The organism is Candidatus Skiveiella danica (genome assembly GCF_022705245.1).
In the GTDB taxonomy this organism is placed as follows: domain Bacteria; phylum Pseudomonadota; class Gammaproteobacteria; order Burkholderiales; family Burkholderiaceae_C; genus Skiveiella; species Skiveiella danica.
Window position 1 is genome coordinate 1 of sequence record NZ_JAKJEW010000024.1, and the last position, 19,795, is coordinate 19,795.

Annotated in this window: 27 protein-coding genes; 2 read left to right on the forward strand and 25 right to left on the reverse strand. The window is 64.2% G+C overall.

Features of this window, described 5'->3' with window-relative positions; translation table 11 throughout:
• On the reverse strand, window positions 1-568 hold a 568-nt coding region (petA, locus tag ACMUOY_RS13875), incomplete at its 3' end, for a ubiquinol-cytochrome c reductase iron-sulfur subunit (protein WP_413893322.1).
• Between the two features lie 163 nt (window positions 569-731).
• Here petA and mscL point away from each other — a divergent pair.
• A complete protein-coding gene (gene mscL, locus ACMUOY_RS13880) occupies window positions 732-1,163 on the forward strand; it encodes a large conductance mechanosensitive channel protein MscL (protein ID WP_413893323.1) in 432 nt (143 codons plus the stop codon).
• A 45-nt stretch (window positions 1,164-1,208) separates the two neighbouring features.
• Here the strand turns inward: mscL and pdxA are convergent, their stop codons facing one another.
• The gene (pdxA, locus tag ACMUOY_RS13885; RefSeq protein WP_413893406.1) at window positions 1,209-2,216 is read right to left on the reverse strand and encodes a PdxA family protein; all 1,008 of its coding nucleotides are present in this window, start codon (window positions 2,214-2,216) and stop codon (window positions 1,209-1,211) included.
• A gap of 51 nt (window positions 2,217-2,267) precedes the next feature.
• The gene (locus tag ACMUOY_RS13890; RefSeq protein WP_413893324.1) at window positions 2,268-3,062 is read right to left on the reverse strand and encodes a Nif3-like dinuclear metal center hexameric protein; all 795 of its coding nucleotides are present in this window, start codon (window positions 3,060-3,062) and stop codon (window positions 2,268-2,270) included.
• 112 nt (window positions 3,063-3,174) lie between these two features.
• On the opposite strand from ACMUOY_RS13890, the gene ACMUOY_RS13895 reads away from it, so the two are divergent.
• Window positions 3,175-4,317 (forward strand): trypsin-like peptidase domain-containing protein, encoded by a 1,143-nt coding sequence (locus tag ACMUOY_RS13895; protein WP_413893325.1) that lies wholly within the window; start codon window positions 3,175-3,177, stop codon window positions 4,315-4,317.
• 76 nt (window positions 4,318-4,393) lie between these two features.
• Here the strand turns inward: ACMUOY_RS13895 and tatC are convergent, their stop codons facing one another.
• From tatC to ACMUOY_RS14005, 22 genes are all read right to left on the reverse strand, one after another.
• Window positions 4,394-5,188, reverse strand: coding sequence for a twin-arginine translocase subunit TatC (gene tatC, locus ACMUOY_RS13900; protein WP_413893326.1), 795 nt, complete (start codon window positions 5,186-5,188; stop codon window positions 4,394-4,396).
• A gap of 48 nt (window positions 5,189-5,236) precedes the next feature.
• Entirely contained in the window at window positions 5,237-5,704 is a 468-nt protein-coding gene (tatB, locus tag ACMUOY_RS13905; RefSeq protein ID WP_413893327.1) for a Sec-independent protein translocase protein TatB, read from the reverse strand.
• Window positions 5,705-5,729: 25 nt separating this feature from the next.
• Entirely contained in the window at window positions 5,730-5,969 is a 240-nt protein-coding gene (gene tatA, locus ACMUOY_RS13910; protein ID WP_413893328.1) for a Sec-independent protein translocase subunit TatA, read from the reverse strand.
• A 67-nt stretch (window positions 5,970-6,036) separates the two neighbouring features.
• A complete protein-coding gene (locus tag ACMUOY_RS13915; protein ID WP_413893329.1) occupies window positions 6,037-6,417 on the reverse strand; it encodes a histidine triad nucleotide-binding protein in 381 nt (126 codons plus the stop codon).
• Window positions 6,418-6,420: 3 nt separating this feature from the next.
• Window positions 6,421-6,783 (reverse strand): DUF4870 family protein, encoded by a 363-nt coding sequence (locus ACMUOY_RS13920; RefSeq protein ID WP_413893330.1) that lies wholly within the window; start codon window positions 6,781-6,783, stop codon window positions 6,421-6,423.
• Window positions 6,780-7,169, reverse strand: coding sequence for a phosphoribosyl-ATP diphosphatase (locus ACMUOY_RS13925; RefSeq protein WP_413893331.1), 390 nt, complete (start codon window positions 7,167-7,169; stop codon window positions 6,780-6,782). The genes ACMUOY_RS13920 and ACMUOY_RS13925 overlap by 4 nt, the downstream gene beginning before the upstream one ends.
• Before the next feature lie 5 nt (window positions 7,170-7,174).
• Window positions 7,175-7,564 carry a phosphoribosyl-AMP cyclohydrolase gene (hisI, locus tag ACMUOY_RS13930; RefSeq protein ID WP_413893332.1) on the reverse strand — a complete coding sequence of 130 codons (390 nt, stop codon included), beginning with the start codon at window positions 7,562-7,564 and terminating at the stop codon, window positions 7,175-7,177.
• 84 nt (window positions 7,565-7,648) lie between these two features.
• Window positions 7,649-8,428, reverse strand: a complete 780-nt coding sequence (hisF, locus tag ACMUOY_RS13935) for an imidazole glycerol phosphate synthase subunit HisF (protein ID WP_413893333.1) — start codon at window positions 8,426-8,428, stop codon at window positions 7,649-7,651.
• A 61-nt stretch (window positions 8,429-8,489) separates the two neighbouring features.
• A complete protein-coding gene (locus ACMUOY_RS13940) occupies window positions 8,490-9,371 on the reverse strand; it encodes a D-hexose-6-phosphate mutarotase (RefSeq protein WP_413893334.1) in 882 nt (293 codons plus the stop codon).
• Window positions 9,372-9,423: 52 nt separating this feature from the next.
• Complete coding sequence (gene hisA / locus ACMUOY_RS13945; protein WP_413893335.1) at window positions 9,424-10,164, reverse strand: 1-(5-phosphoribosyl)-5-[(5-phosphoribosylamino)methylideneamino] imidazole-4-carboxamide isomerase; 741 nt, start codon at window positions 10,162-10,164, stop codon at window positions 9,424-9,426.
• A 46-nt stretch (window positions 10,165-10,210) separates the two neighbouring features.
• Complete coding sequence (hisH, locus tag ACMUOY_RS13950; protein ID WP_413893336.1) at window positions 10,211-10,879, reverse strand: imidazole glycerol phosphate synthase subunit HisH; 669 nt, start codon at window positions 10,877-10,879, stop codon at window positions 10,211-10,213.
• A 54-nt stretch (window positions 10,880-10,933) separates the two neighbouring features.
• The gene (gene hisB / locus ACMUOY_RS13955) at window positions 10,934-11,533 is read right to left on the reverse strand and encodes an imidazoleglycerol-phosphate dehydratase HisB (RefSeq protein ID WP_413893337.1); all 600 of its coding nucleotides are present in this window, start codon (window positions 11,531-11,533) and stop codon (window positions 10,934-10,936) included.
• Window positions 11,530-12,615, reverse strand: a complete 1,086-nt coding sequence (hisC, locus tag ACMUOY_RS13960) for a histidinol-phosphate transaminase (RefSeq protein WP_413893338.1) — start codon at window positions 12,613-12,615, stop codon at window positions 11,530-11,532. Before hisC ends, hisB begins: the two co-directional genes overlap by 4 nt.
• A complete protein-coding gene (gene hisD / locus ACMUOY_RS13965) occupies window positions 12,612-13,955 on the reverse strand; it encodes a histidinol dehydrogenase (protein ID WP_413893339.1) in 1,344 nt (447 codons plus the stop codon). Before hisD ends, hisC begins: the two co-directional genes overlap by 4 nt.
• A gap of 3 nt (window positions 13,956-13,958) precedes the next feature.
• A complete protein-coding gene (hisG, locus tag ACMUOY_RS13970; protein WP_413893340.1) occupies window positions 13,959-14,600 on the reverse strand; it encodes an ATP phosphoribosyltransferase in 642 nt (213 codons plus the stop codon).
• A gap of 85 nt (window positions 14,601-14,685) precedes the next feature.
• Complete coding sequence (gene murA / locus ACMUOY_RS13975; protein WP_413893341.1) at window positions 14,686-15,969, reverse strand: UDP-N-acetylglucosamine 1-carboxyvinyltransferase; 1,284 nt, start codon at window positions 15,967-15,969, stop codon at window positions 14,686-14,688.
• A 23-nt stretch (window positions 15,970-15,992) separates the two neighbouring features.
• Window positions 15,993-16,235, reverse strand: a complete 243-nt coding sequence (locus ACMUOY_RS13980; RefSeq protein WP_413893342.1) for a BolA family protein — start codon at window positions 16,233-16,235, stop codon at window positions 15,993-15,995.
• 7 nt (window positions 16,236-16,242) lie between these two features.
• On the reverse strand, window positions 16,243-16,998 hold the full coding sequence (locus tag ACMUOY_RS13985; RefSeq protein ID WP_413893343.1) for an ABC transporter permease: 756 nt from the start codon (window positions 16,996-16,998) through the stop codon (window positions 16,243-16,245).
• Window positions 16,995-17,939 carry an ABC transporter ATP-binding protein gene (locus ACMUOY_RS13990; RefSeq protein WP_413893344.1) on the reverse strand — a complete coding sequence of 315 codons (945 nt, stop codon included), beginning with the start codon at window positions 17,937-17,939 and terminating at the stop codon, window positions 16,995-16,997. The genes ACMUOY_RS13985 and ACMUOY_RS13990 overlap by 4 nt, the downstream gene beginning before the upstream one ends.
• A 68-nt stretch (window positions 17,940-18,007) precedes the next feature.
• Window positions 18,008-18,280 carry a lipid asymmetry maintenance protein MlaB gene (locus ACMUOY_RS13995; RefSeq protein WP_413893345.1) on the reverse strand — a complete coding sequence of 91 codons (273 nt, stop codon included), beginning with the start codon at window positions 18,278-18,280 and terminating at the stop codon, window positions 18,008-18,010.
• 10 nt (window positions 18,281-18,290) lie between these two features.
• Entirely contained in the window at window positions 18,291-18,920 is a 630-nt protein-coding gene (locus tag ACMUOY_RS14000; protein ID WP_413893346.1) for a phospholipid-binding protein MlaC, read from the reverse strand.
• 107 nt (window positions 18,921-19,027) lie between these two features.
• On the reverse strand, window positions 19,028-19,795 hold the full coding sequence (locus ACMUOY_RS14005) for a VacJ family lipoprotein (RefSeq protein ID WP_413893347.1): 768 nt from the start codon (window positions 19,793-19,795) through the stop codon (window positions 19,028-19,030).

Consider the following 19,795-nt stretch of genomic DNA (forward strand, 5'->3'; position numbering starts at 1 on the left):
GCTTGCTGTCGGAAAGGAACATATAGGGCGGCACCTCAAGGTTGTCAGGAGCCGGCACGTTCTTGTAGACCCGCCCGGCCATGTCGAACGTCGATCCATGACAAGGGCAGAAGAACCCACCTTGCCAGTCGTTCGGCAACGACGGCTGTGGTCCCGGCGTGAACTTGTCAGAAGGGGAACAGCCCAGATGCGTGCAAATACCCACTGCGACAAAGATTTCGGGTTTGCGCGAGCGCCATCCGTTCTTGGCATAGTCCGGCGTCTCTCCGGGCTTGCGCAATGACAGGGGATCGGCGAGTTGCGGGTCAAGCTTGGGCAAAGCAGCCAGTTGCTCGGGCGTACGACGCACGATCCACACCGGTTTTCCACGCCACTCCACGGTCAGTTTCTCGCCCGGCTTGAGGCCGGAAATATCTGCCTCTACTGCCGCGCCAGCCGCCTTGGCCCTTTCCGAAGGCATCATGCTGCTGACAAAGGGGACGGCGGCAGCAATACCGCCCGCGGCACCGGCGCAACCAGATGCAATCATCCAGGTCCGTTTGCTGTTGTCGACTGGGGTGTCACTCATGGGAATCCTCAAGAATGCGGTCTGTATCAGGGTCAACCCGAGATTGTAGCTGACGACTTTGGCCTCTGACCGATCAAGCGGTGCAGACAGCCAGACCTTGGCTTGACACACTTGGTTTCTCGTGAATACTGTCCTATTTCAACCAAATGGCGGAGCTTGATCGATGGGAATGATGTCTGAATTCAAGGAGTTTGCGGTCAAGGGCAACGTGATGGATCTGGCCGTCGGCGTGATCATCGGCGGCGCCTTTGGCAAGATCGTGGATTCGGTCGTTGCCGACCTGATCATGCCCCTGGTTGGAGCCGTGTTCGGAAAGCTGGATTTCTCCAGCCTGTTTGTCGTCCTGGGCAACGTGCCGGCCGGAACGGCCACAAACCTGGATGCGCTCAAGAAGGCGGGCGTGCCCGTCTTTGCCTACGGCAACTTCATCACGGTGGCAGTGAATTTCATCATCCTGGCGTTCATCATCTTCATGATGGTCAAGCAGATGAACCGCTTGCGCAAGGAAGCCCCGCCCGCTCCAGCGCCGGCACCTGCACCGACGCCGGAAGACGTGCTGCTCCTGCGCGAAATCCGCGACAGCCTCAGAAAATGAAGCCGGGCCGGGTGGGCCCTCCGCCCGGCTGTTGAAAAGCGAGACTCACGGCGCGAGAACCCGAGCGAATCGGATTGCTTCGATCAGGCTGGACGCGTCAGCCTGCCCGGTACCAGCGATGTCGAACGCCGTGCCGTGGTCGGGGCTCGTGCGACGTATTGGCAGGCCCAACGTGACATTGACGCCCTTGTCAACGCCGAGATACTTGACCGGAATCAGCCCCTGGTCGTGGTACATCGCAATCACCACATCGAATTCCCCCGGTTCGCCTGCAGCTGCCCGTGCCCGCATGAAGACGGTATCCGGTGCGAAAGGGCCTCTGACATCCATACCGGCCCTTCGCGCCGTTTCGATCGTCGGCGCAATGGTGTCGATTTCTTCCCGCCCAAAAAGGCCGCCTTCCCCGGCATGTGGATTCAGGCCCGCCACGCCAATGCGGGGGGCGCGTTGTAGCAAGGCCCCAACGGATTCGTGCGTAATGCGCAAAGTTTCCAGCAGATTTTCAGGGGTCACGGCGTCAATCGCGTCGCGCAAGGCGACGTGGATGCTCAAGAGGACCGTGCGCAACTCGTCATTGGCCAGCATCATGCGAACCGGTACTTCCGAAACGGACTTGCCGAGAAAGGCAGCCGCCTGCGCCTGCAGCAATTCGGTGTGCCCCGGGTAGGAGATGCCAGCCGCGGCCAGCGCTTCCTTGTGCAGGGGCGCCGTCACGATTGCGCCGATCTCCTTGCGAAGAGCCGCCTGTGCGGCCCATACCACACAGTCGGCAGCCGCCTGACCCGCCTCGGCGCTCACCCGGCCTACAGCGACCGGCCCCAGGCGCCGCGGCATCTGGAGCACCGGTATGCAGCGCGGCGGCGTCTCAAAGACATCTTGCGGCGCGTCGATCCGGGACACCGGGATCAGCGGCCTTCCCGGCCCGCTCACGACCGAACTGGCGCGGCGCAGGGTTGCCATATCGCCGACAACAAAACAGCCTGCGGTGACCGCTGGATCGTCACGAAACGCCTTGGCGATGATTTCGGGGCCGATTCCGGCCGGATCACCCATGGTGATCGCGATCGGCAGCTGGCTTGGGCGCGCTGGAATCACGGGCATGGCTCAGGCCGGATTGGCAATCTCGATGAATTCGTGCACAAGCCCGAGCTGCTCCGCAACATGTGAAGCCACGGCGGGCGCACCGAAACACTCGGTGGCATGGTGTCCGCAGGCAAAGAAGCTCACGCCGCATTCCCTCGCCAGATGGGCCTGCGGCTCCGAGATCTCCCCGGTGATAAAGGCCTGCGCACCGGCCGCAATGGCCGCTTCGAAATAGCCTTGCGCACCGCCGCTGCACCAAGCGATCGTGCGAATGGGCTCCTGCGAACCCACCACACTGACCACTGGCCGCCCCAACCTCAGTTCAAGATGGCGTGTCGTCTCCCCAGCGGTGAGGTACGGCTGCCCGTCAGCCCAGCCCCCCACAAAACCCAGCTCCTGTTCGCCGAAACGGGCATCGGCCCTGAGGCCCAGCACCCGGCCAAGCTGCGCATTGTTGCCCCATTCGGGGTGCGCAGCCAGCGGAAGATGGTAGGCAAAGAGGTTGACATCGTGCGCCAGCAACAGGGCCAGGCGCTGCTTCATCCAGCCGGTCACGCGGCCATCCTGGCCACGCCAGAACAGGCCATGGTGCACAAAGAGCGCATCCGCCTGGGCAGCTATCGCCGCTTCGATCAGCGCCCGGCTCGCCGTCACCCCGGAGACGATCTTGCGGATGCCCTGCCGCCCCTCGACCTGCAGGCCGTTCGGTCCGTAATCCTTGAATCGCTCGGGCTGCAGCACGGCATCGAACGCCTGGAGCACCGCGCCACGCTCGACAACTGCAAGGGGCGATGCCGGGGAAAGTCCTGGAGTCATCCGGTCATTGTCCCTGAATTCCGGCCGGTTGACGGCGCGCGCGACCGCCGGCTGCTGCCGGCCCACCTACAATTTGGCCACCGCCTGACCGGGCGAATCCCGGCTTCACCGCATGAAACGACTCTGGCTGCTGTTCTCTCAATCCGTCACGGTGCTGCTGGCCGCGTATTTTGTCGTCGGTGTCATGAAGCCGGAATGGCTGAACAAGCGGCCCACGCTGAGCGGCGCCGTGTCCGTCATCGAGGCACCGTCGGGCGGATCGGGCACAGTGGCCGCCGGCAGCTTCAGCCCTGCGGCCAAGCGCGCGTCACCCGCCGTGGTCAGCATCAACACCAGCAAGGCGGCCGAAAGGCACCCGCGCAGCGGTGATCCTTGGTTCCGCTTCTTTTTCGGCGACCAGGGCAACCAGCCCCAGGAGGGCTTGGGCAGTGGCGTCATCGTCAGTCCCTCCGGCTACATCCTCACCAACAATCACGTTGTGGAAGGCGCAGACGAGATCGAGGTGATCCTCAACGACAGCCGCCGGACCAAGGCCAAGGTCATTGGCACCGACCCGGACACGGACCTGGCCATCCTCAAGATCGAACTCGACAAGCTGCCCGTGATCGTGCTGGGCAACTCCGATGCCCTGGCCGTGGGCGACCATGTGCTGGCCATTGGCAACCCGTTCGGTGTCGGTCAGACTGTGACGGGTGGCATCGTCAGTGCCCTGGGGCGCAACCAGCTAGGGATCAACACGTTCGAAAACTTCATCCAGACCGATGCCGCGATCAACCCCGGCAACTCTGGCGGGGCATTGGTCGATGTCAACGGACATCTCATGGGCATCAACACCGCCATCTATTCACGCTCGGGCGGCAGCATGGGCATCGGTTTTGCGGTCCCGGTGTCCACCGCGAAGATGGTGCTGGACAGCATCGTGCGCGACGGCCAGGTCTCCCGGGGCTGGATCGGCGTCGAGCCCAACGACCTCTCACCCGAGCTGGCTGAAACCTTCGGCGTGAAGGCCGCGTCCGGGGTCATCATCACCGGCGTGCTCCAGAACGGTCCGGCTGCGCAGGCAGGCATCCGCCCGGGCGACGTGATCACCGCCGTTGCCGGCAAGACCCTCGCGTCGGTCAGCGAACTGCTGTCGCATGTGGCGGCACTCAAACCGGGGGTACCGGCGCGCTTCAGCCTGCTGCGTCGTGAGGAAAAAGTGGAAATTGACGTGACACCGGGCCTGCGACCGCGGCCTCGCCAAGCAGCCCGGTAGTCACAGACTCAGTTTTTGATAGCTGTTGAGGACCATCCGATGCTGGGAATGGGCCAAATGAACCAATAAAACAGGTTCAGGAGGGCTCGGTCCCTGCCTCGGCGTCCGGAGCCTGGGTGTGCTTGATGAAGATCCGGGCCGCCCAGATGCCCAGCTCGTATAACAGGCACATGGGAATCGCCAGCGCGAGCTGCGACACCACGTCCGGCGGGGTCACGATGGCTGCGATGATGAACGCAAGCACCACGAAGTAGCCCCGAAAATCCTTGAGCTTCTGAATGCTGACCACCCCCAGGCGCGCCAGCACGACCACCGCAATGGGCACCTCGAAGGCCAGCCCGAAGGCAAAGAACATGGTCAGCACGAACGTCAGGTAGGCCTCGATATCCGGCGCGGCCGTGATGCTCTTGGGCGCGAAGCCCTGGATGAACTTGAACACCTGGCCAAATACAAAGAAATAGCAGAACGCCACGCCAATGAAGAACAGCACCGTGCTGGAAACCACCAGCGGCAATACGAGTTTTTTCTCGTGTGTATACAGGCCCGGCGCCACAAAGGCCCAGAGCTGGTACAGCACGACCGGCAAGGCGATCAGGAAGGCCGCCATCAGCAGGATCTTCAACGGCACCATGAACGGCGAGATCACCGAGGTCGCAATCAGCGTGGCCCCTGTGGGCAGGGTCGCGATCAACGGAGCCGCCAGCAGGTCGTAAAGCCGGCCAGGCCCCGGATACAAGCCCAGCGCGATGGCCGCCACGGCGATCGCGAGCAGCATGCGGATCAGCCGGTCGCGCAATTCAACGAGGTGCGCCACGAACGGCTGTTCGGTGCCGGCGAGTTCGTCTTCTGCTTTGTTCTGGGGATCGGACATGGTGAATAAGGCAAGCCAGACCAGAGGGTCGGGCGCAGCCGAAGACGGCTAGTTGAATTTCTGCGGACGGTAACGCGCCACGCGCGCAGCCCCTGACAGGGCCCGGGTCCGGACGCCGTTGCGTGCCTTGTACCACTGAGGCGTCGCGCCCTGCTTGAGCCGCCACTTCTTGCGGGGATGCTTGTACTCGGGTGGCGGCGGTTCCCAGGCCGTACCCGGGCTGTCCGAGCTCAGCCCGGCCGTGGTCTCCGACCACTGTTTCTCGAAATCGGCAGTGCCGGTCTGGATGGTCTGCTCGACGTCGCGCGCCGCACTTTCCACCGTTTCCTTCATCTTCTTGAGTTCGTCCAGTTCCATCGACCGGTTGACCTCGGCCTTGACATCCGACACGTAGCGTTGCGCCTTGCCCAGCAGGGTGCCGACGGTGCGGGCCACGCGCGGCAATTTCTCCGGCCCGATGACGATCAGCGCCACCGCGCCAATCAGCGCGATCTTCGAAATGCCGAGGTCGATCACGGGTGTCGGGACTGCAACGAACGGATCAGGACTTGGTCTTGGCTTCGACGTCGATGGTGGTCTTTTCGGCGTTGGCCGCGTTGCTCACCTGCCCGGTCGGCGGGGCGGGTTTCTCTTCGGGGGCCGATCCGTCCTTCATTCCGTCCTTGAAACCCTTGACGGCGCCGCCCAGATCCGAACCCATGTTCTTGAGCTTCTTGGTGCCGAACACCATCACCACGATCAGCAGAACGATCAGCCAGTGCCAAATGGAAAATGAACCCATGGATAACTCCTAACGAATATGCGGGATTCTAGTCTGGCACCGGGTGCCAGCGGCACCACGGGCCAATTCAACCCTTCAGCCAGGGCCGCGGACCGCCCATGACGTGGATGTGCAGGTGATGCACCTCCTGCCCGCCCTCGGCTCCGGTGTTGACCACCACCCGGAAGCCGCCTTCCGGATAGGGCCGGCAGCCCTGCTCCAGCGCCAGCTTCGGCGCCAGCGCCATCATGCGCCCCAGCAGGCCGACATGATCCGGCCCTGCGTGGGCCAGCGAGGGAACATGCACTTTCGGCACCATCAGGAAATGCACCGGTGCCCAAGGGTGAATGTCGTGGAAGACGAAGACCTCGTCATCCTCATGGACCTTTTTCGAGGGAATCTTGCCGGCGACAATCTTGCAGAAGAGGCAATTCGGATCATGGGCAGCGGATGGTCCAGCGGTCGGCACGGTTCAGGTCTCCATCGGAAGGTCTTTGTTCATCCGCACCATGCCCATGACGATGCGGTAGAGGAACCAGATTGAAATGACGCCCCACGCCAGCCAGCCAGGCGCCAGCAGCAGCAGCCACAGCGGCGAAGTCACGGCATACAGCACACCGGCCCACAAGACCGTGCGGATGCGGAAGCTGAAATGGGACGCCATCCAGCTGCCATCGGCATCGCCTTTCTTGACCAGATCCATGATCAGCGCCACCAGCAGAAGCGCAAGGCTGGCCTGCGCGCCCGGAAACACCGCGCCCACCGCCACGATCAGGTGCAGAAGGTAACTGACCCAGCTGACGGTGCGCATGGAGTCGAGTTGCGAATCGTTCATTCCTGTGCCTCCCGCGCCTGGGCCTTGCGCAAGGCCTTTTCCTCGATCCCGCTGGTGCCTTCGCGGCGTTCCAGTTCGGCCACCACCTGGGCCGGAGTCAGACCGTAGTGCGCCAGCGCGATCATCGAGTGGAACCAGAGGTCGGCCACTTCATAGATGATCTTGTTCGGGTCGCCGCCATGGTCGGCGTCCTTGGCAGCCATGACCACCTCGGTTGCCTCTTCGCCGATCTTTTTCAGGAAGGCGTCCGGCCCCTTGTGCAGCAGGCGTGCGACGTAGCTCTTTTCGGGGTCACCGCCGTTGGCGGCCTTGCGGCTCTCGATGACGGCGGCCAGACGCGCCAAAGCGTCTTCAGCATTTCGGACCATGGAATCGTGGGAGGACATGGGCACTATCTGTAGATGGATTCGGGGTCTTTCAAGACCGGCTCGACGGTTTTCCAGCCGCCGTTGTCATAGCGCTGAAAGAAACAGCTGTGGCGCCCGGTGTGGCACGCGATGCCGGGCTTGTGCCCGAGCTGCGTGACCTTGAGCAGGACCACATCGTTGTCGCAGTCCAGGCGAATGTCGTGCACCGTCTGCACATGGCCCGACTCCTCGCCCTTGAACCACAGCTTGCCGCGCGAGCGGCTGAAATACACCGCCCGACCCAGCTCCGCGGTCTTCTGCAGGGCGTCACGGTTCATCCAGGCGAACATCAACACGTCGCCCGTCGCGGCTTCCTGCGCAATGGCCGGGACCAGCCCCTGGGCGTCCCACTTCACTTCGTCGAGCCAGTTCATGAGGGAATTGTCAGTGATTTGAGGATACTTTCATTTTGATAGCTACTTATGACCATTCGACGATGGGGAATGGGCAGAAATGCTTCAAATCCGCACCGGAATGCCGCGTTCGGCCATGCGCGCCTTGGCCTGCGCCACCGTGAACTCGCCATAGTGGAAGATGCTGGCGGCCAGCACGGCATCCGCCCCGCCCGTCTGGATGCCATCGGCCAGGTGGTCCAGCGTGCCCACGCCGCCCGAGGCGATCACCGGCACACTGACCGCGTCGCTCACAGCACGCGTCAATTCGAGGTCAAAGCCCGCCTTGGTGCCGTCGCGGTCCATGCTGGTCAGCAGGATCTCGCCGGCGCCATGCTCAGCCATCTGCCGTGCCCAGGCCACCGCATCTAGGCCAGTGTTCTTGCGCCCTCCGTGGCTGTAGACGTCCCAGCCTTCGCCGCGATCCAGCAGGTCGTCCCCGAAGCGGCGCTTGGCGTCGATGGCCACCACGATGCATTGGGCGCCGTATTTGGCCGAGGCGTCGCGGATCACCTGCGGGTTGGCGATCGCCGCCGAGTTGAAGCTGGTCTTGTCAGCGCCCGCGTTGAGCAGGCGGCGCACGTCCTCGACGGTGCGCACCCCGCCGCCGACCGTCAGAGGAATGAACACCTGGCTGGCCACGGCCTCGATGATGTGCAGGATCAGGTCGCGGCCGTCGCTGGTGGCGGTAATGTCCAGGAAGGTGAGCTCATCAGCGCCCTGGTCGTTGTAGCGCGCGGCAATCTCCACCGGGTCACCCGCGTCCCGCAATTCGACAAAATTGACGCCCTTGACCACGCGGCCACCGGTCACGTCAAGGCAGGGAATGATACGTTTGGCAAGCATGGCGGGATTGTAGGTTGCAGACCATGGCAGCCCGCTCGCCGGACCGGGTCGGCGCCCGCCGTCAAAGCACGGTGAGACGCTGCCAGCCCTGCCAGGTCTGGCCTGCAGCAACTTCCACCGGGCTCATCACCTGCGCCGCCTCGACGCACAGCATCCGAGCAAATCCATCGGGTGGCATGTCGCCCAGACGGCCGCACCGTTCGGCGCCAGGGTTCCAGACCACCGTATCGGCGAAGCTTGCGCTCTGGGCTACTTGCATGCCATGCGGGCCGTCGTGCAGGGTCAACGCGGAAGGCGCGGCAGCATAGACCCGGTCGAACTCGCCATTGAAGCCGATGCAGCCGCTGGCCAGCCCGGTCTGGTCCGTCACCGCATTCCAGCAGCGCTGCCCCTGCAGGCCTTCGAGACGCGCGCCCGCGATATCGTCCACCGCCAGGTACGTGTGCAGCGCCCCGGTGAACTGAAGCGGCTGCACATCGGTGTTGTCGACCTTCAGAGCAACCTGAAGGCTGCCGGGCCGCAGGCTGACCGTCAGGACCGCTTCGAATGCCTGCGGCCAGAGGGCGCGGGTGCCGTGCGTCGCGCACAGCTGCAAACAGACCTGCGCGCCGTCGTCGGACCCAGGTGGCGATGTACCGGCCGCCAACCCCGGAAACTGCGCCCAAGGCAGGGTACGTGCGAACCCGTGCTTCGGCAGCGAGCCGCGCGCATTGAACTGCGGGAAGCACACGGGGATACCGCCGCGAATGGCCGAACGGCCGTCAAACAGCGCCCTGGGGCTCAGATAGAGACGCTCACGCCCGCCAGACTGCCAGGAGAGCACCTGCGCGCCATGTAAGGCCACAGTGACCGTGTCGCCCTGGGGAAGTGCCAGCCGAATGCAAGACTGGCCCTGAAATGGGCGGTATTCGATGCCCGGCATGGCCAAGTCCTGGCTATTCATGCCCATGCCAGCGGGCACTTGCGGAAGGTGTGAAGACGCTGGCGCCGCGCGCTCAGCCATTCAGCTCGTCGGCGCGCCGCTGCGCCACGGCGAAATCCAGGTCGCCGGAATAGATGGCGCGTCCGCAGATGACGCCTTCCACCCCTTCGGACTCGACCGCACAAAGCTGCTCGATGTCCGTCATGTTCGACAGGCCGCCGGAGGCGATCACCGGAATGCTCAGCGCCTGGGCCAGGCGCACCGTGGCCTCGACGTTGATGCCCGAGAGCATGCCGTCGCGGCCGATGTCGGTATAGATGATCGATTCGACGCCCCAGTCCTCGAACTTGCGCGCCAGGTCCACCACTTCGTGGCGGGTGAGCTTGCTCCAGCCGTCGGTGGCGACCTTGCCGTCACGGGCATCGAGGCCCACGATGATGTGCCCGCCGAACGCGGTGCAGGCATCCTTGAGGAAGCCCGGGTTCTTGACCGCGGCCGTGCCGATGATGACGTAGCGCAGGCCGCCGTCGATGTATTTTTCGATGGTGTCCAAGTCACGGATGCCCCCGCCCAGCTGCACCGGGATGTCGTCACCGACGGCCTTGAGAATCGACTTGATCGCCGCGTAATTCTGCGGTTTGCCAGCAAAGGCGCCGTTCAGATCCACCAGATGCAGCCGGCGCGCGCCCTGCTCCACCCACTTGAGCGCCATGGCCGCGGGGTCCTCGCCAAACGTGGTGGACTGGTCCATGTCACCCTGCTTGAGGCGAACGCAGTGGCCGTCTTTGAGATCAATCGCGGGAATCAAGATCATGTCAGTGGGGCATGACGCCGTGGACAAGGAGGTGAGGAGCAGGAAATCAGGGGTTCCAGTGCAGGAAATTCCGGTACAGGGCCAGACCCTGGGCGGCGCTCTTCTCGGGGTGGAATTGCGTCGCAAAAATATTATCGCGTGCAATCGCGGCGGCAAAGCGTCCGCCGTAATCGGCCTCGCCCGCAGTGTGGCGTGTTTCCGACGGATGGGCGTAGAAGCTGTGCACGAAATAGAACCAGCTCGCGTCCGGCACGTCGCGCCAAACCGGGTGGACCGTGCCTTGGTGCGCCGATTGAAAGACCTGGTTCCAGCCCATCTGCGGCACCTTGTAACGGCTGCCGTCCGGTTGCATCCGGCCGGCCAGGTCGAACTTTCGCACGTCCCCCGCGATCAGGCCCAAGCCCGGTGTATCGCCTTCGGCGCTGTGTTCCAGCAGCATCTGCATGCCCACGCAGACGCCGAACAGCGGCTTCTTGGCCGCCGCATCCAACACCGAGGCCAGCAGGCCGGACTCGCGCAGCTCGCGCATGCAGTCGGGCATCGCGCCCTGTCCGGGCAGGACGACCCGGTCGGCGTCGAGCACCTGCTGCGGACTGGCCGTGATGACCACGTCCACACCGGTGTCAGTGGCCGCGTGGATCACCGCCTGGGCCACCGAGCGCAGGTTGCCCATGCCGTAGTCCACGACCGCCACCTTTTTTGCTAGATTGTTCATAGCAAACTATGACCTTCCGACGACGGGATCGTGCCTTTTTCCCTGAAAATCATGCTACAACGAGCCCTTCGTGGACGGAATCGTGCCCGCCGAGCGCGGATCCAGCTCCAGCGCGGCGCGCAGCGCCCGGGCAAAGGCCTTGAACACGGTTTCGGCCTGGTGGTGGGCGTTTTCGCCGCGCAGGTTGTCGATGTGCAGGGTCACGAAGGCGTGGTTGACGAAGCCCTGGAAGAACTCGAATGCCAACTGGCTGTCGAAGGTGCCGATCATGCCGCTCTTGAACGGCACGTGCATCACCAGCCCGGGCCGGCCGGAAAAGTCGATCACCACCCGGCTGAGTGCCTCGTCCAGCGGCACATAGGCATGGCCGTAGCGGCGGATGCCCTTCTTGTCACCCACCGCCTTGGCCACCGCCTGGCCCAGCGTGATGCCCACGTCTTCGACCGTGTGGTGGCCGTCGATGTGCAGGTCGCCTTCGGCCTGGATGTCCAGGTCAATCAGCCCGTGGCGGGCGATCTGGTCCAGCATGTGGTCGAAAAAACCGATGCCGGTGGACAGCCGGGCCTGGCCGGTGCCGTCAAGGTTGACGCGGACGGTGATCCGGGTCTCAGCGGTGTTGCGGGTGACTTCGGCGGTGCGCGCGGTGGTGGTCATAGGGAGGCTTTCAGTGCCGCCAGCAGCTGCGCGTTCTCCTCGGGGGTTCCGACGGTCAGGCGCAGGCAGTTGTCCAGCAACGGGTGCATTTTAGAAACGTTCTTGACCAGCACCTTGCGCTCGCGCAGGCCGGCAAAGGTCTTCGCCGCGTCCGGCACCCGCAGCAGGATCATGTTGGCCTCGCTCTTGAAGGGGTGCGCACCCGGCAACTGGCCCAGCGCCTGGAGCAGATGGCCGCGCTGCTCGCGCAGCTCGGCCGCCTGCACCGCGAACACATCGGCATGTTCGATGGCGAACAGCGCGCACTCGTAGTTCAGCACGCTGATGTTGTAAGGAGGGCGCACCTTGTCGATCTCGGCGATCAGCGCCTTCGGGCCCAGCATGTAGCCCAGCCGCACGCCGGCCAGGCCGAACTTGGAGAGCGTGCGCATCAGCAGCACATGGTGATGCCGGTGGATGCGGTCGATGTAGCTGCGGCTGGCAAATGGTTGGTAGGCCTCGTCCATCACAACCAGGCCGCGCTGCGCGCCCTGGGCCTCGATGATCCGCTCGATCACCGCGTCGTCCCACAGGTTGGCGGTCGGGTTGTTCGGATAGGCCAGGTAGACGATGGACGGCTTGTGCGTGGCGATGGCGCCCAGCATGGCAGCTTCATCGAGTTCAAAGTCGGCTGTCAGCGGCACGCCGTGGAACGCCAGCCCTTGCAGCTGCGCACTCATCGCGTACATCACGAAGCCCGGAACCGGCGCGAGGACGGAAGCACCCGGCACGTCGCAGGCCATTGCCAGCAGGGAGATCAGCTCGTCCGAGCCATTGCCCAGCATGATGTCGAAGCCCTCGGGCATGCCGGCATAGGCGGCCAGCGCCTTGCGCAGGTCGTTCACCCGGGCATCCGGGTAGCGGTTCAGCGCGAGCGCGCCCAGGCGCTGGCCCAGTTCAACCTGCAGCGCGTGCGGCAGCGAATAGGGGTTCTCCATCGCATCGAGCTTGACCATGCCTACCGAATCCTGGATCGCGTAGGCGTGCATCGATTGCACGTCCTGGCGGATCCGTTTCAGGAGTTGAGGACTGACTTCGCTCATCGGGGCACTCTCATGGGGGGCACTTCGGACAGCCGCAGCTCGGCGGCGCGGGCGTGGGCTTGCAGGCCTTCGCCATAGGCCAGTTCAGCGGCGATCAGGCCCAGCTGCTGCGCGCCCCGTTCGCTGACCTCGATCAGGCTGCTGCGTTTCTGGAAGTCGTAGACCCCCAGTGGCGAGCTGAAACGGGCGGTGCCGCTGGTGGGCAGGACGTGGTTGGGGCCCGCGCAGTAGTCCCCCAGGCTTTCGCTGGTGTAGGCGCCCAGGAAGATCGCTCCGGCGTGGCGCAGCAGGGGCTCCCAGCGGTGCGGATCGCGGCTGGAAACCTCCAGGTGCTCCGGCGCGATGCGGTTGCTGATCTGGCACGCCTCTTCCATGCTGCGCGTCAGGATCAGCGCCCCGCGGTCGTTGAGCGAGCGGGCGATGATCTCGCGCCGCGGCATGGCGGGCAGCAGGCGGTCAATGGCGGCCTGCACCGCCTCGATGTAGGCCGCGTCCGGACACAGCAGGATGCTCTGTGCCAGCTCGTCATGCTCGGCCTGGCTGAAGAGGTCCATCGCCACCCAGTCGGCCGGCGTGCTGCCGTCGGCCAGCACCAGGATCTCGCTGGGGCCGGCGATCATGTCGATGCCGACCGTGCCGAACACGCGCTTCTTGGCGCTGGCCACATAGGCGTTGCCGGGGCCGGTGATTTTGTCCACCTTGGGGACGGTGGCGGTGCCATAGGCCAGCGCGGCCACGGCCTGCGCACCGCCGAGGGTGAAGGCCCGGGTCACGCCCGCCACATAGGCCGCCGCCAGCACCAGTGCGTTACGCTCGCCCCGGGGCGTGGGCACCACCATGATGATTTCGCCCACACCGGCCACATGGGCGGGAATGGCGTTCATCAGCACGCTCGACGGATAGGCGGCCTTGCCACCCGGCACGTAGATGCCCACGCGGTCCAGCGGGGTCACCTTCTGGCCGAGCAGCGTGCCGTCTTCGTCGCGGTAGCTCCAGCTCTCGCCACTGGCCGCTTTCTGCGCCTCGTGGTAGCGCCGCACCCGGCTGGCCGCCGCTTGCAGCGCTGCTTTCTGGGCTGCGGGCAAGGCGTCGAACGCGGCCTTCAGCTCCGCCTGCGTCAGCTCCAGCTCGGCCATCGAGGCGGCCGCCAGTCCGTCGAAGCGCTGGGTGTAGGCCAGCACGGCTGCATCGCCGCGCGCCTGCACATCGGACAGGATGTCGGCCACGCGCTGCTCGATCGCAGCATCGGTGTCGGCCGACCAGTGCAGGCGTGCCTTGAACGCCGCCTCAAAGGTCGGATCGGTGGTGGACAGGCGAAGAGGAGCGGCGTTCAGGCTCATGGTTCAGGATTCGGACAAGGCGCCGGCAAAGGCGTCGATGATGGCGCGGATCGGCGCCTGCTTGAGCTTGAGCGAGGCCTGGTTCACCACCAGGCGCGAACTGATGTCCATGATGCGCTCCACCTCGACGAGCTGGTTGGCCTTCAGCGTGTTTCCGGTGGACACCAGATCGACGATGGCGTCAGCCAGCCCGGTCAGCGGCGCCAGTTCCATGCTGCCATAAAGCTTGATCAGGTCGACGTGCACGCCTTTCGTGGCGAAAAATTCGCGGGCGATGGTGGTGTATTTGGTGGCCACCGCCAGCCGCGAACCCTGGCGGACCGCGCTCGCGTAGTCAAAGTCCGCCCGCACGGCCACGCTCATGCGGCACTTGGCGATCCGAAGGTCCAGCGGCTGGTACAGGCCCTGTCCGCCGTGCTCCAGCAGCGTGTCCTTGCCGGTCACGCCGAGATCGGCGCCACCATATTCCACATAGGTGGGTACATCGGTGGCACGGACCAGCACCACCCGCACGCCCGGCTGGTTGGTCGGGAGAATGAGCTTGCGGGAGGTTTCCGGGTCTTCCAGCACCTCGATACCAGCCGCCTTCAGCAGCGGCAGGGTTTCCTCGAAGATGCGGCCCTTGGACAGCGCGAGAGTGATCATGGCGCTACCTGCCGAGCCGCCTCAAAGGCAGCGCGCGCCCCCTGGGGGGGCAGTGACGTACGCGAAGCGACGAACGTGGGGGTCATCATTTGATTCTTTCAATGTCGGCGCCAATGCCGCGCAGCTTGGCTTCCATCTGGTCGTATCCGCGGTCCAGATGGTAAATGCGGTCAACCACTGTCTCCCCTTCGGCCACCAGCCCGGCGATCACCAGGCTGGCCGACGCCCGCAGGTCGGTGGCCATCACAGTGGCACCCGAGAGGGCGCGAACACCCTCGATCACTGCGACCTTGCCGTCAATCTGGATGTGCGCGCCCAGGCGCACCAGTTCGTTCACGTGCATGAAGCGGTTTTCGAAGATCGTCTCGGTCACCTTGCTGGTGCCCTGCGCGATGCAGTTGAGTGCCATGAACTGCGCCTGCATGTCGGTGGGAAAGCCCGGGTATTCCGTGGTGCGAAAGCTCATGGCCTGCAGGTAGTCATAGGCCGGTGAGGCGGCCTGCACCCGCACACCGTCCTTTCCCAGATCGGTGACATTGACGCCAGCCTCCAGCAGCTTGTCGATCACGGCATCCAGATGGTCGGCTCGCGCGTGGCGCAAAACCACGTCGCCGCCGGTGGCAGCGACCGCGCACAGGAAGGTGCCTGCCTCGATCCGGTCCGCCACGACCGCATGTTCGCAGCCGTGCAGGGCTTCGACGCCCTGGATGCGGATGCGACGGGTGCCATGGCCTTCGATCTTCGCGCCCATCTTGATCAGCATCTCCGCCAGGTCAGGGATCTCCGGCTCCTGGGCGGCGTTTTCCAGGATGGTCTCGCCCTCGGCGAGCGTGGCGGCCATCAGAAAGTTCTCGGTGCCCGTGACGGTGACCATGTCGGTGGTGATGCGCGCGCCCTTGAGTCGCGTGCGTCCGCTGGGCAGCTTGGCGATCATGTAGCCATGCTCGACCGTGATCTCGGCTCCCATGGCCTGCAGCCCCTTGATGTGCTGATCCACCGGGCGCGAGCCGATGGCGCAGCCGCCTGGCAGCGAGACCGTGGCTTCGCCGAAACGCGCAAGCAAGGGCCCCAGCGCCAGCACCGAGGCCCGCATGGTCTTGACCAGTTCGTACGGCGCTTCGGGTGTGATGGGATTGGCGGCGTGCAGCGTCATGCCGCCGCGCTCCCCATGGGTCTGGGTTTTCACGCCCATGTTGTCCAGCAGGCGGCGCATGGTGGCCACGTCCTGCAGGCGGGGCACGTTGGTCAGTGTGACCGGCTCGGCGGTCAGCAGGGCCGCGCACAGCTCGGGCAGGGCGGCATTCTTGGCGCCGGAGATCGGGACTTCGCCGCACAACTGGCGTCCCCCCCGAATGATGAGTTTGTCCATGAACAGTCTGTCTGCGCCGCGGTTCAGCGCGGCAGGGCCGCCCATTCGGCGGGAGTGTAGGTTTTCATCGAAAGGGCATGCACTTCGTCCGTCTTCAGGCGCGCCCCCAGCGTGGCATACACCTGTTGATGGCGGGCGATGGCACGGCGCCCCTCGAACGCGGTGGACACGATGGTGGCATACCAATGGCGACCATCGCCTTCCAGCGCCAGGTGCTCGCAGGGAAGCCCTGCGGAAATGATGGACTTGAGCTCTTCTGCAGTCATGTGCTTCCTAACCCCTGATTTTGTAGCCCGTGCGCAGCAACTGCACGGCAATGCCACTGATAACGAGCAACGAGGATCCCACGATGCCCAGGCTCAGCCAGGGCGACACATCGCTGACCCCGAAGAAGCCGAAACGGAAACCGTCAATCATGTAGAAGAACGGATTCAGGTGACTGACCCCCTGCCAGAAGGCCGGCAGCGAATGGATCGAATAGAACACGCCGGAGAGAAAGGTCATCGGCATGATGATGAAATTCTGGAACGCCGCCATCTGGTCGAATTTCTCGGCCCACAGTCCGGCAATCAGACCCAGCGCGCCCAGCATGGCCGCCCCGAGCACGGCGAACACCACGATCCACCACGGCGCGACAAAGACTGGCGTGGCAAAAAATGCGGTGGCGATGAACACGCCGGTGCCCACCAGCAGGCCACGCACCACCGACGACCCCACATAGGCGAAAAACCAGCTCCAGTGCGACAGCGGCGTCAGCAGCAGGAACACCAGGTTGCCCATGATCTTGCTCTGCACCAGGCTGGACGAACTGTTGGCAAACGCGTTCTGCAGCACGCTCATCATCACCAGGCCGGGCACCAGAAAGGCGGTGTAGCTCACCTGGCCGTACACCTTGACGTGGTCTTCCAATACGTGGCCGAAGATCAGCATGTAGAGCACGGCGGTGAGCACCGGTGCGGCCACGGTCTGGAAACTGACCTTCCAGAAGCGCAGCACTTCCTTGTAGAACAGGGTCTGCCAGCCGCTCATGATGTGCCTTCGCCTTGCGCGACGGCGCGACCACCAGCCATCACATCGAGGAACACATCCTCGAGGTCCGCCTTGCGGATCTCGACATCCTCGGCGCGCAGGCCGGCTTCGCGGATGGCGGCCAGATAGCGCTCCACTTCAAGCGCATTGTGCGCGGGAAACTGCACGATTCGGCCCGTAATCCGGGCTTTTCCAGCGAGCGCGGGTGGAAGTTCGCTATCGATCTTGAAGCGAAGCACATTGCTCGAAGCCGCCTTGAGCAGTTCGGAGGTCGTGGCCAGCGCCACCACCCTCCCCTGCTTGAGCATCGCCAGGCGGCTGCAGAGCGCTTCGGCCTCTTCGAGGTAGTGGGTGGTGAGCAGTACCGTGTGTCCCTGCTTGTTCAGCCTGGCGATGAACTGCCACAGCGTCTGACGCAATTCCACATCCACGCCGGCGGTGGGCTCGTCCAGCACGATCACCGGTGGCTTGTGCACCAATGCCTGCGCCACCAGCACCCGGCGCTTCATGCCACCGGAGAGCTGGCGCATGTTGGCATCGGCCTTGTCGGCCAGACCGAGGCTGTCCAGCAGTTCGTCGATCCAGGCATCGTTGTGCTTGACCCCGAAGTAGCCGGACTGGAAGCGCAGGGCCTCGCGGACATTGAAGAAGGGGTCGAACACCAGTTCCTGCGGCACGACGCCCAGGCGACGGCGCGCCTGCGCGAAATCACGCTGCACGTCGTGCCCTTGCACCAGCACCCGCCCCTCGCTGGCGCGCGCCAGACCGGCCAGGATGCTGATCAAGGTGGTCTTGCCGGCGCCATTGGGTCCGAGCAGCCCGAAAAACTCGCCTTCTTCGATGTCGAAGCTGACGTTGTCAAGGGCCTTGAGGGGTTCGCCAGTGCCGCCGCGCCCGGCCGGAAAGGTCTTGGAAACAGACTGAAAGGAGATCGCTGGCATGAGAGATGCTTATTTTACGGGCTGGCCGCGCACCGATACCGGTGCGCGATGAACCGGTTGCACCGGCGTCAGCCCGGTTCGCTCAGCAGACTGGCCACGCCGTACAAGGTGGCCAGTTGCAACAGCCGCGGTGAAAGCCCGCGCACCTGGAACGTCTTTCCGCTGGCCAGGCAAGCCCGGCGGCAGGCCAGCAGCACCGCCAGCGCCGACGAATCGAATTGCTGCAACGCAGAAGCGTCCGCGATGACCTCGGACTGCGCCTGGCCATTGAGGCCCTGAAGCAGCATGGCCAGACAACCCGATGCCTGGTCAAGCGTCAGCACGGAGGGAAGAACCAGCATGTCAGGGGCTTCAGCCCTTGCGGGCATTGGCCTTGTTGCGTTCCGCCAAAGTGGCGATCAAACCGTCCATACCCTTGGCATTGATTTCCTGGGCGAACTGGCCCCGGTAGGTTTCCACCAGCCAGACGCCCATCACGTTGAGGTCGAAAATCTTCCATCCCGCGCCTTGCCCCGGAGTTTTCTGGACGCGGTAGTCAAGCTGCACCGGGTCGCCCCGCCCCCGGATCTCGGTGCGGACCACGACCTCCTTGTCGTCCGGCGAAGCCCGCAGCGGCTTCAGGAACACCTCCTGGTCGCTGACCTGGGACAGCGCGCCGGCGTAGGTGCGCACCAGCAGGATCTTGAACTCCTCCTGCAGACTCTTTTGCTGCTCAGGGGTGGCCTTGCGCCAGGCCGGACCGGCCGCCGAGGCGGTCATGCGCTGGAAATCGACGTTGGGCATGATCTTGCTGTCGACCAGCGCTATGACTTTCGGCAGGTTGCCGGACTGCAGCGATTTGTCGTTCTTGATCGTGTCCAGCACATCGGTGGACAGTCGCTTGATCCAGGCGTCAGGCGGTTCCTCGGCCGCGTGAAGCCATGGTGTCGCGGTCATGGCCCAGGCAACCAGGGTCTTGGCAAGAAGATGTCGGCGGTTCATGGAGGGTCCTGTCAATTCATACGTTCGTGAGGTGCGAGGGGGCGGCGGCTGCACGACTTCTCAGAAGGTCACTGCAGGGGACGCAAGCCGGACGCGAAATCGGCCTTCTATGGCTTCTCCGCCGGTTTGTCCGGCTCCTGCGGCTCCTCGTCCTCGGGAGGCGGCGATCCGTCATAAATGTCATTGCGTCGTTTCTGCAGGAAGACATCCCGGCTGAAAACGTATTTGTCCAGCGCCGACTCGTCGAGCATTTCTCCCGCCCTCAGGTAGTTGGCCCGCTTGTCCACCGCATTCAGGGCGGCCAGGCTGTTTCGCAAAGCCACCGGCTTGACCAGCGTCACCGGGTAGCCGAAGGTGTCCGCCGGCGTGGCCAGCGCGTCGCGCACGTTGGAAGGTCCGAAGAACGGCAGAACGAGGTAGGGGCCGGTCGGCAGGCCCCAGAGCCCCAGGGTCTGGCCAAAGTCTTCGGTGCGCGGTTCCACACCAATTTCACTGGCGATGTCAAACACGCCGCCGATACCCAGAATGGTGTTCACGGTGATCCGGAAATAGGTTTCGACGGACGCGCGGAGTTTGCCCTGCAGGATGTTGTTGAACAAGGACCATCCGTCGCCCAGGTTGTTGAAAAAATTGGTCACGCCGGCGCGCACGAGGCGCGGCGTCACGGCTTTGTAGGCAACGGCCACCGGTTTGAAGGCCACTTCATCGAAGGTTTCGTTGAACTCGAAGACACCCCGGTTCATCGGCTCCCACGGATCGCGTGGATTGGCGCCCGGCGCGGTGGCGCAGCCTGCCAGGAGCAATCCGGTGCAGACCAGCAAGCACAGGCCCATGCGTTGGAAAAATCGTCGAATTCCTGTTACGTTCAAGTCCAT

Excerpts from the sequence above, each read along its gene's own strand:
- hisH (WP_413893336.1), bottom strand. The coding sequence starts at position 10,879 with ATGAACAATCTAGCAAAAAAGGTGGCGGTCGTGGACTACGGCATGGGC.
- ACMUOY_RS13990 (WP_413893344.1), bottom strand. The coding sequence starts at position 17,939 with ATGCCAGCGATCTCCTTTCAGTCTGTTTCCAAGACCTTTCCGGCCGGG.
- tatA (WP_413893328.1), bottom strand. The coding sequence starts at position 5,969 with ATGGGTTCATTTTCCATTTGGCACTGGCTGATCGTTCTGCTGATCGTG.
- ACMUOY_RS13995 (WP_413893345.1), bottom strand. The coding sequence starts at position 18,280 with ATGCTGGTTCTTCCCTCCGTGCTGACGCTTGACCAGGCATCGGGTTGT.
- ACMUOY_RS13925 (WP_413893331.1), bottom strand. The coding sequence starts at position 7,169 with ATGTCCTCCCACGATTCCATGGTCCGAAATGCTGAAGACGCTTTGGCG.
- hisD (WP_413893339.1), bottom strand. The coding sequence starts at position 13,955 with ATGAGCCTGAACGCCGCTCCTCTTCGCCTGTCCACCACCGATCCGACC.
- ACMUOY_RS13890 (WP_413893324.1), bottom strand. The coding sequence starts at position 3,062 with ATGACTCCAGGACTTTCCCCGGCATCGCCCCTTGCAGTTGTCGAGCGT.
- murA (WP_413893341.1), bottom strand. The coding sequence starts at position 15,969 with ATGGACAAACTCATCATTCGGGGGGGACGCCAGTTGTGCGGCGAAGTC.
- ACMUOY_RS13985 (WP_413893343.1), bottom strand. The coding sequence starts at position 16,998 with ATGAGCGGCTGGCAGACCCTGTTCTACAAGGAAGTGCTGCGCTTCTGG.
- hisF (WP_413893333.1), bottom strand. The coding sequence starts at position 8,428 with ATGCTTGCCAAACGTATCATTCCCTGCCTTGACGTGACCGGTGGCCGC.
- ACMUOY_RS14000 (WP_413893346.1), bottom strand. The coding sequence starts at position 18,920 with ATGAACCGCCGACATCTTCTTGCCAAGACCCTGGTTGCCTGGGCCATG.
- hisC (WP_413893338.1), bottom strand. The coding sequence starts at position 12,615 with ATGAGCGAAGTCAGTCCTCAACTCCTGAAACGGATCCGCCAGGACGTG.
- ACMUOY_RS13920 (WP_413893330.1), bottom strand. The coding sequence starts at position 6,783 with ATGAACGATTCGCAACTCGACTCCATGCGCACCGTCAGCTGGGTCAGT.
- hisI (WP_413893332.1), bottom strand. The coding sequence starts at position 7,564 with ATGAACTGGCTCGACGAAGTGAAGTGGGACGCCCAGGGGCTGGTCCCG.
- ACMUOY_RS14005 (WP_413893347.1), bottom strand. The coding sequence starts at position 19,795 with ATGGACTTGAACGTAACAGGAATTCGACGATTTTTCCAACGCATGGGC.
- hisA (WP_413893335.1), bottom strand. The coding sequence starts at position 10,164 with ATGATCTTGATTCCCGCGATTGATCTCAAAGACGGCCACTGCGTTCGC.
- mscL (WP_413893323.1), top strand. The coding sequence starts at position 732 with ATGGGAATGATGTCTGAATTCAAGGAGTTTGCGGTCAAGGGCAACGTG.
- ACMUOY_RS13895 (WP_413893325.1), top strand. The coding sequence starts at position 3,175 with ATGAAACGACTCTGGCTGCTGTTCTCTCAATCCGTCACGGTGCTGCTG.
- hisG (WP_413893340.1), bottom strand. The coding sequence starts at position 14,600 with ATGATCACTCTCGCGCTGTCCAAGGGCCGCATCTTCGAGGAAACCCTG.
- pdxA (WP_413893406.1), bottom strand. The coding sequence starts at position 2,216 with ATGGGTGATCCGGCCGGAATCGGCCCCGAAATCATCGCCAAGGCGTTT.
- ACMUOY_RS13980 (WP_413893342.1), bottom strand. The coding sequence starts at position 16,235 with ATGACTGCAGAAGAGCTCAAGTCCATCATTTCCGCAGGGCTTCCCTGC.
- hisB (WP_413893337.1), bottom strand. The coding sequence starts at position 11,533 with ATGACCACCACCGCGCGCACCGCCGAAGTCACCCGCAACACCGCTGAG.
- ACMUOY_RS13940 (WP_413893334.1), bottom strand. The coding sequence starts at position 9,371 with ATGAATAGCCAGGACTTGGCCATGCCGGGCATCGAATACCGCCCATTT.
- tatC (WP_413893326.1), bottom strand. The coding sequence starts at position 5,188 with ATGTCCGATCCCCAGAACAAAGCAGAAGACGAACTCGCCGGCACCGAA.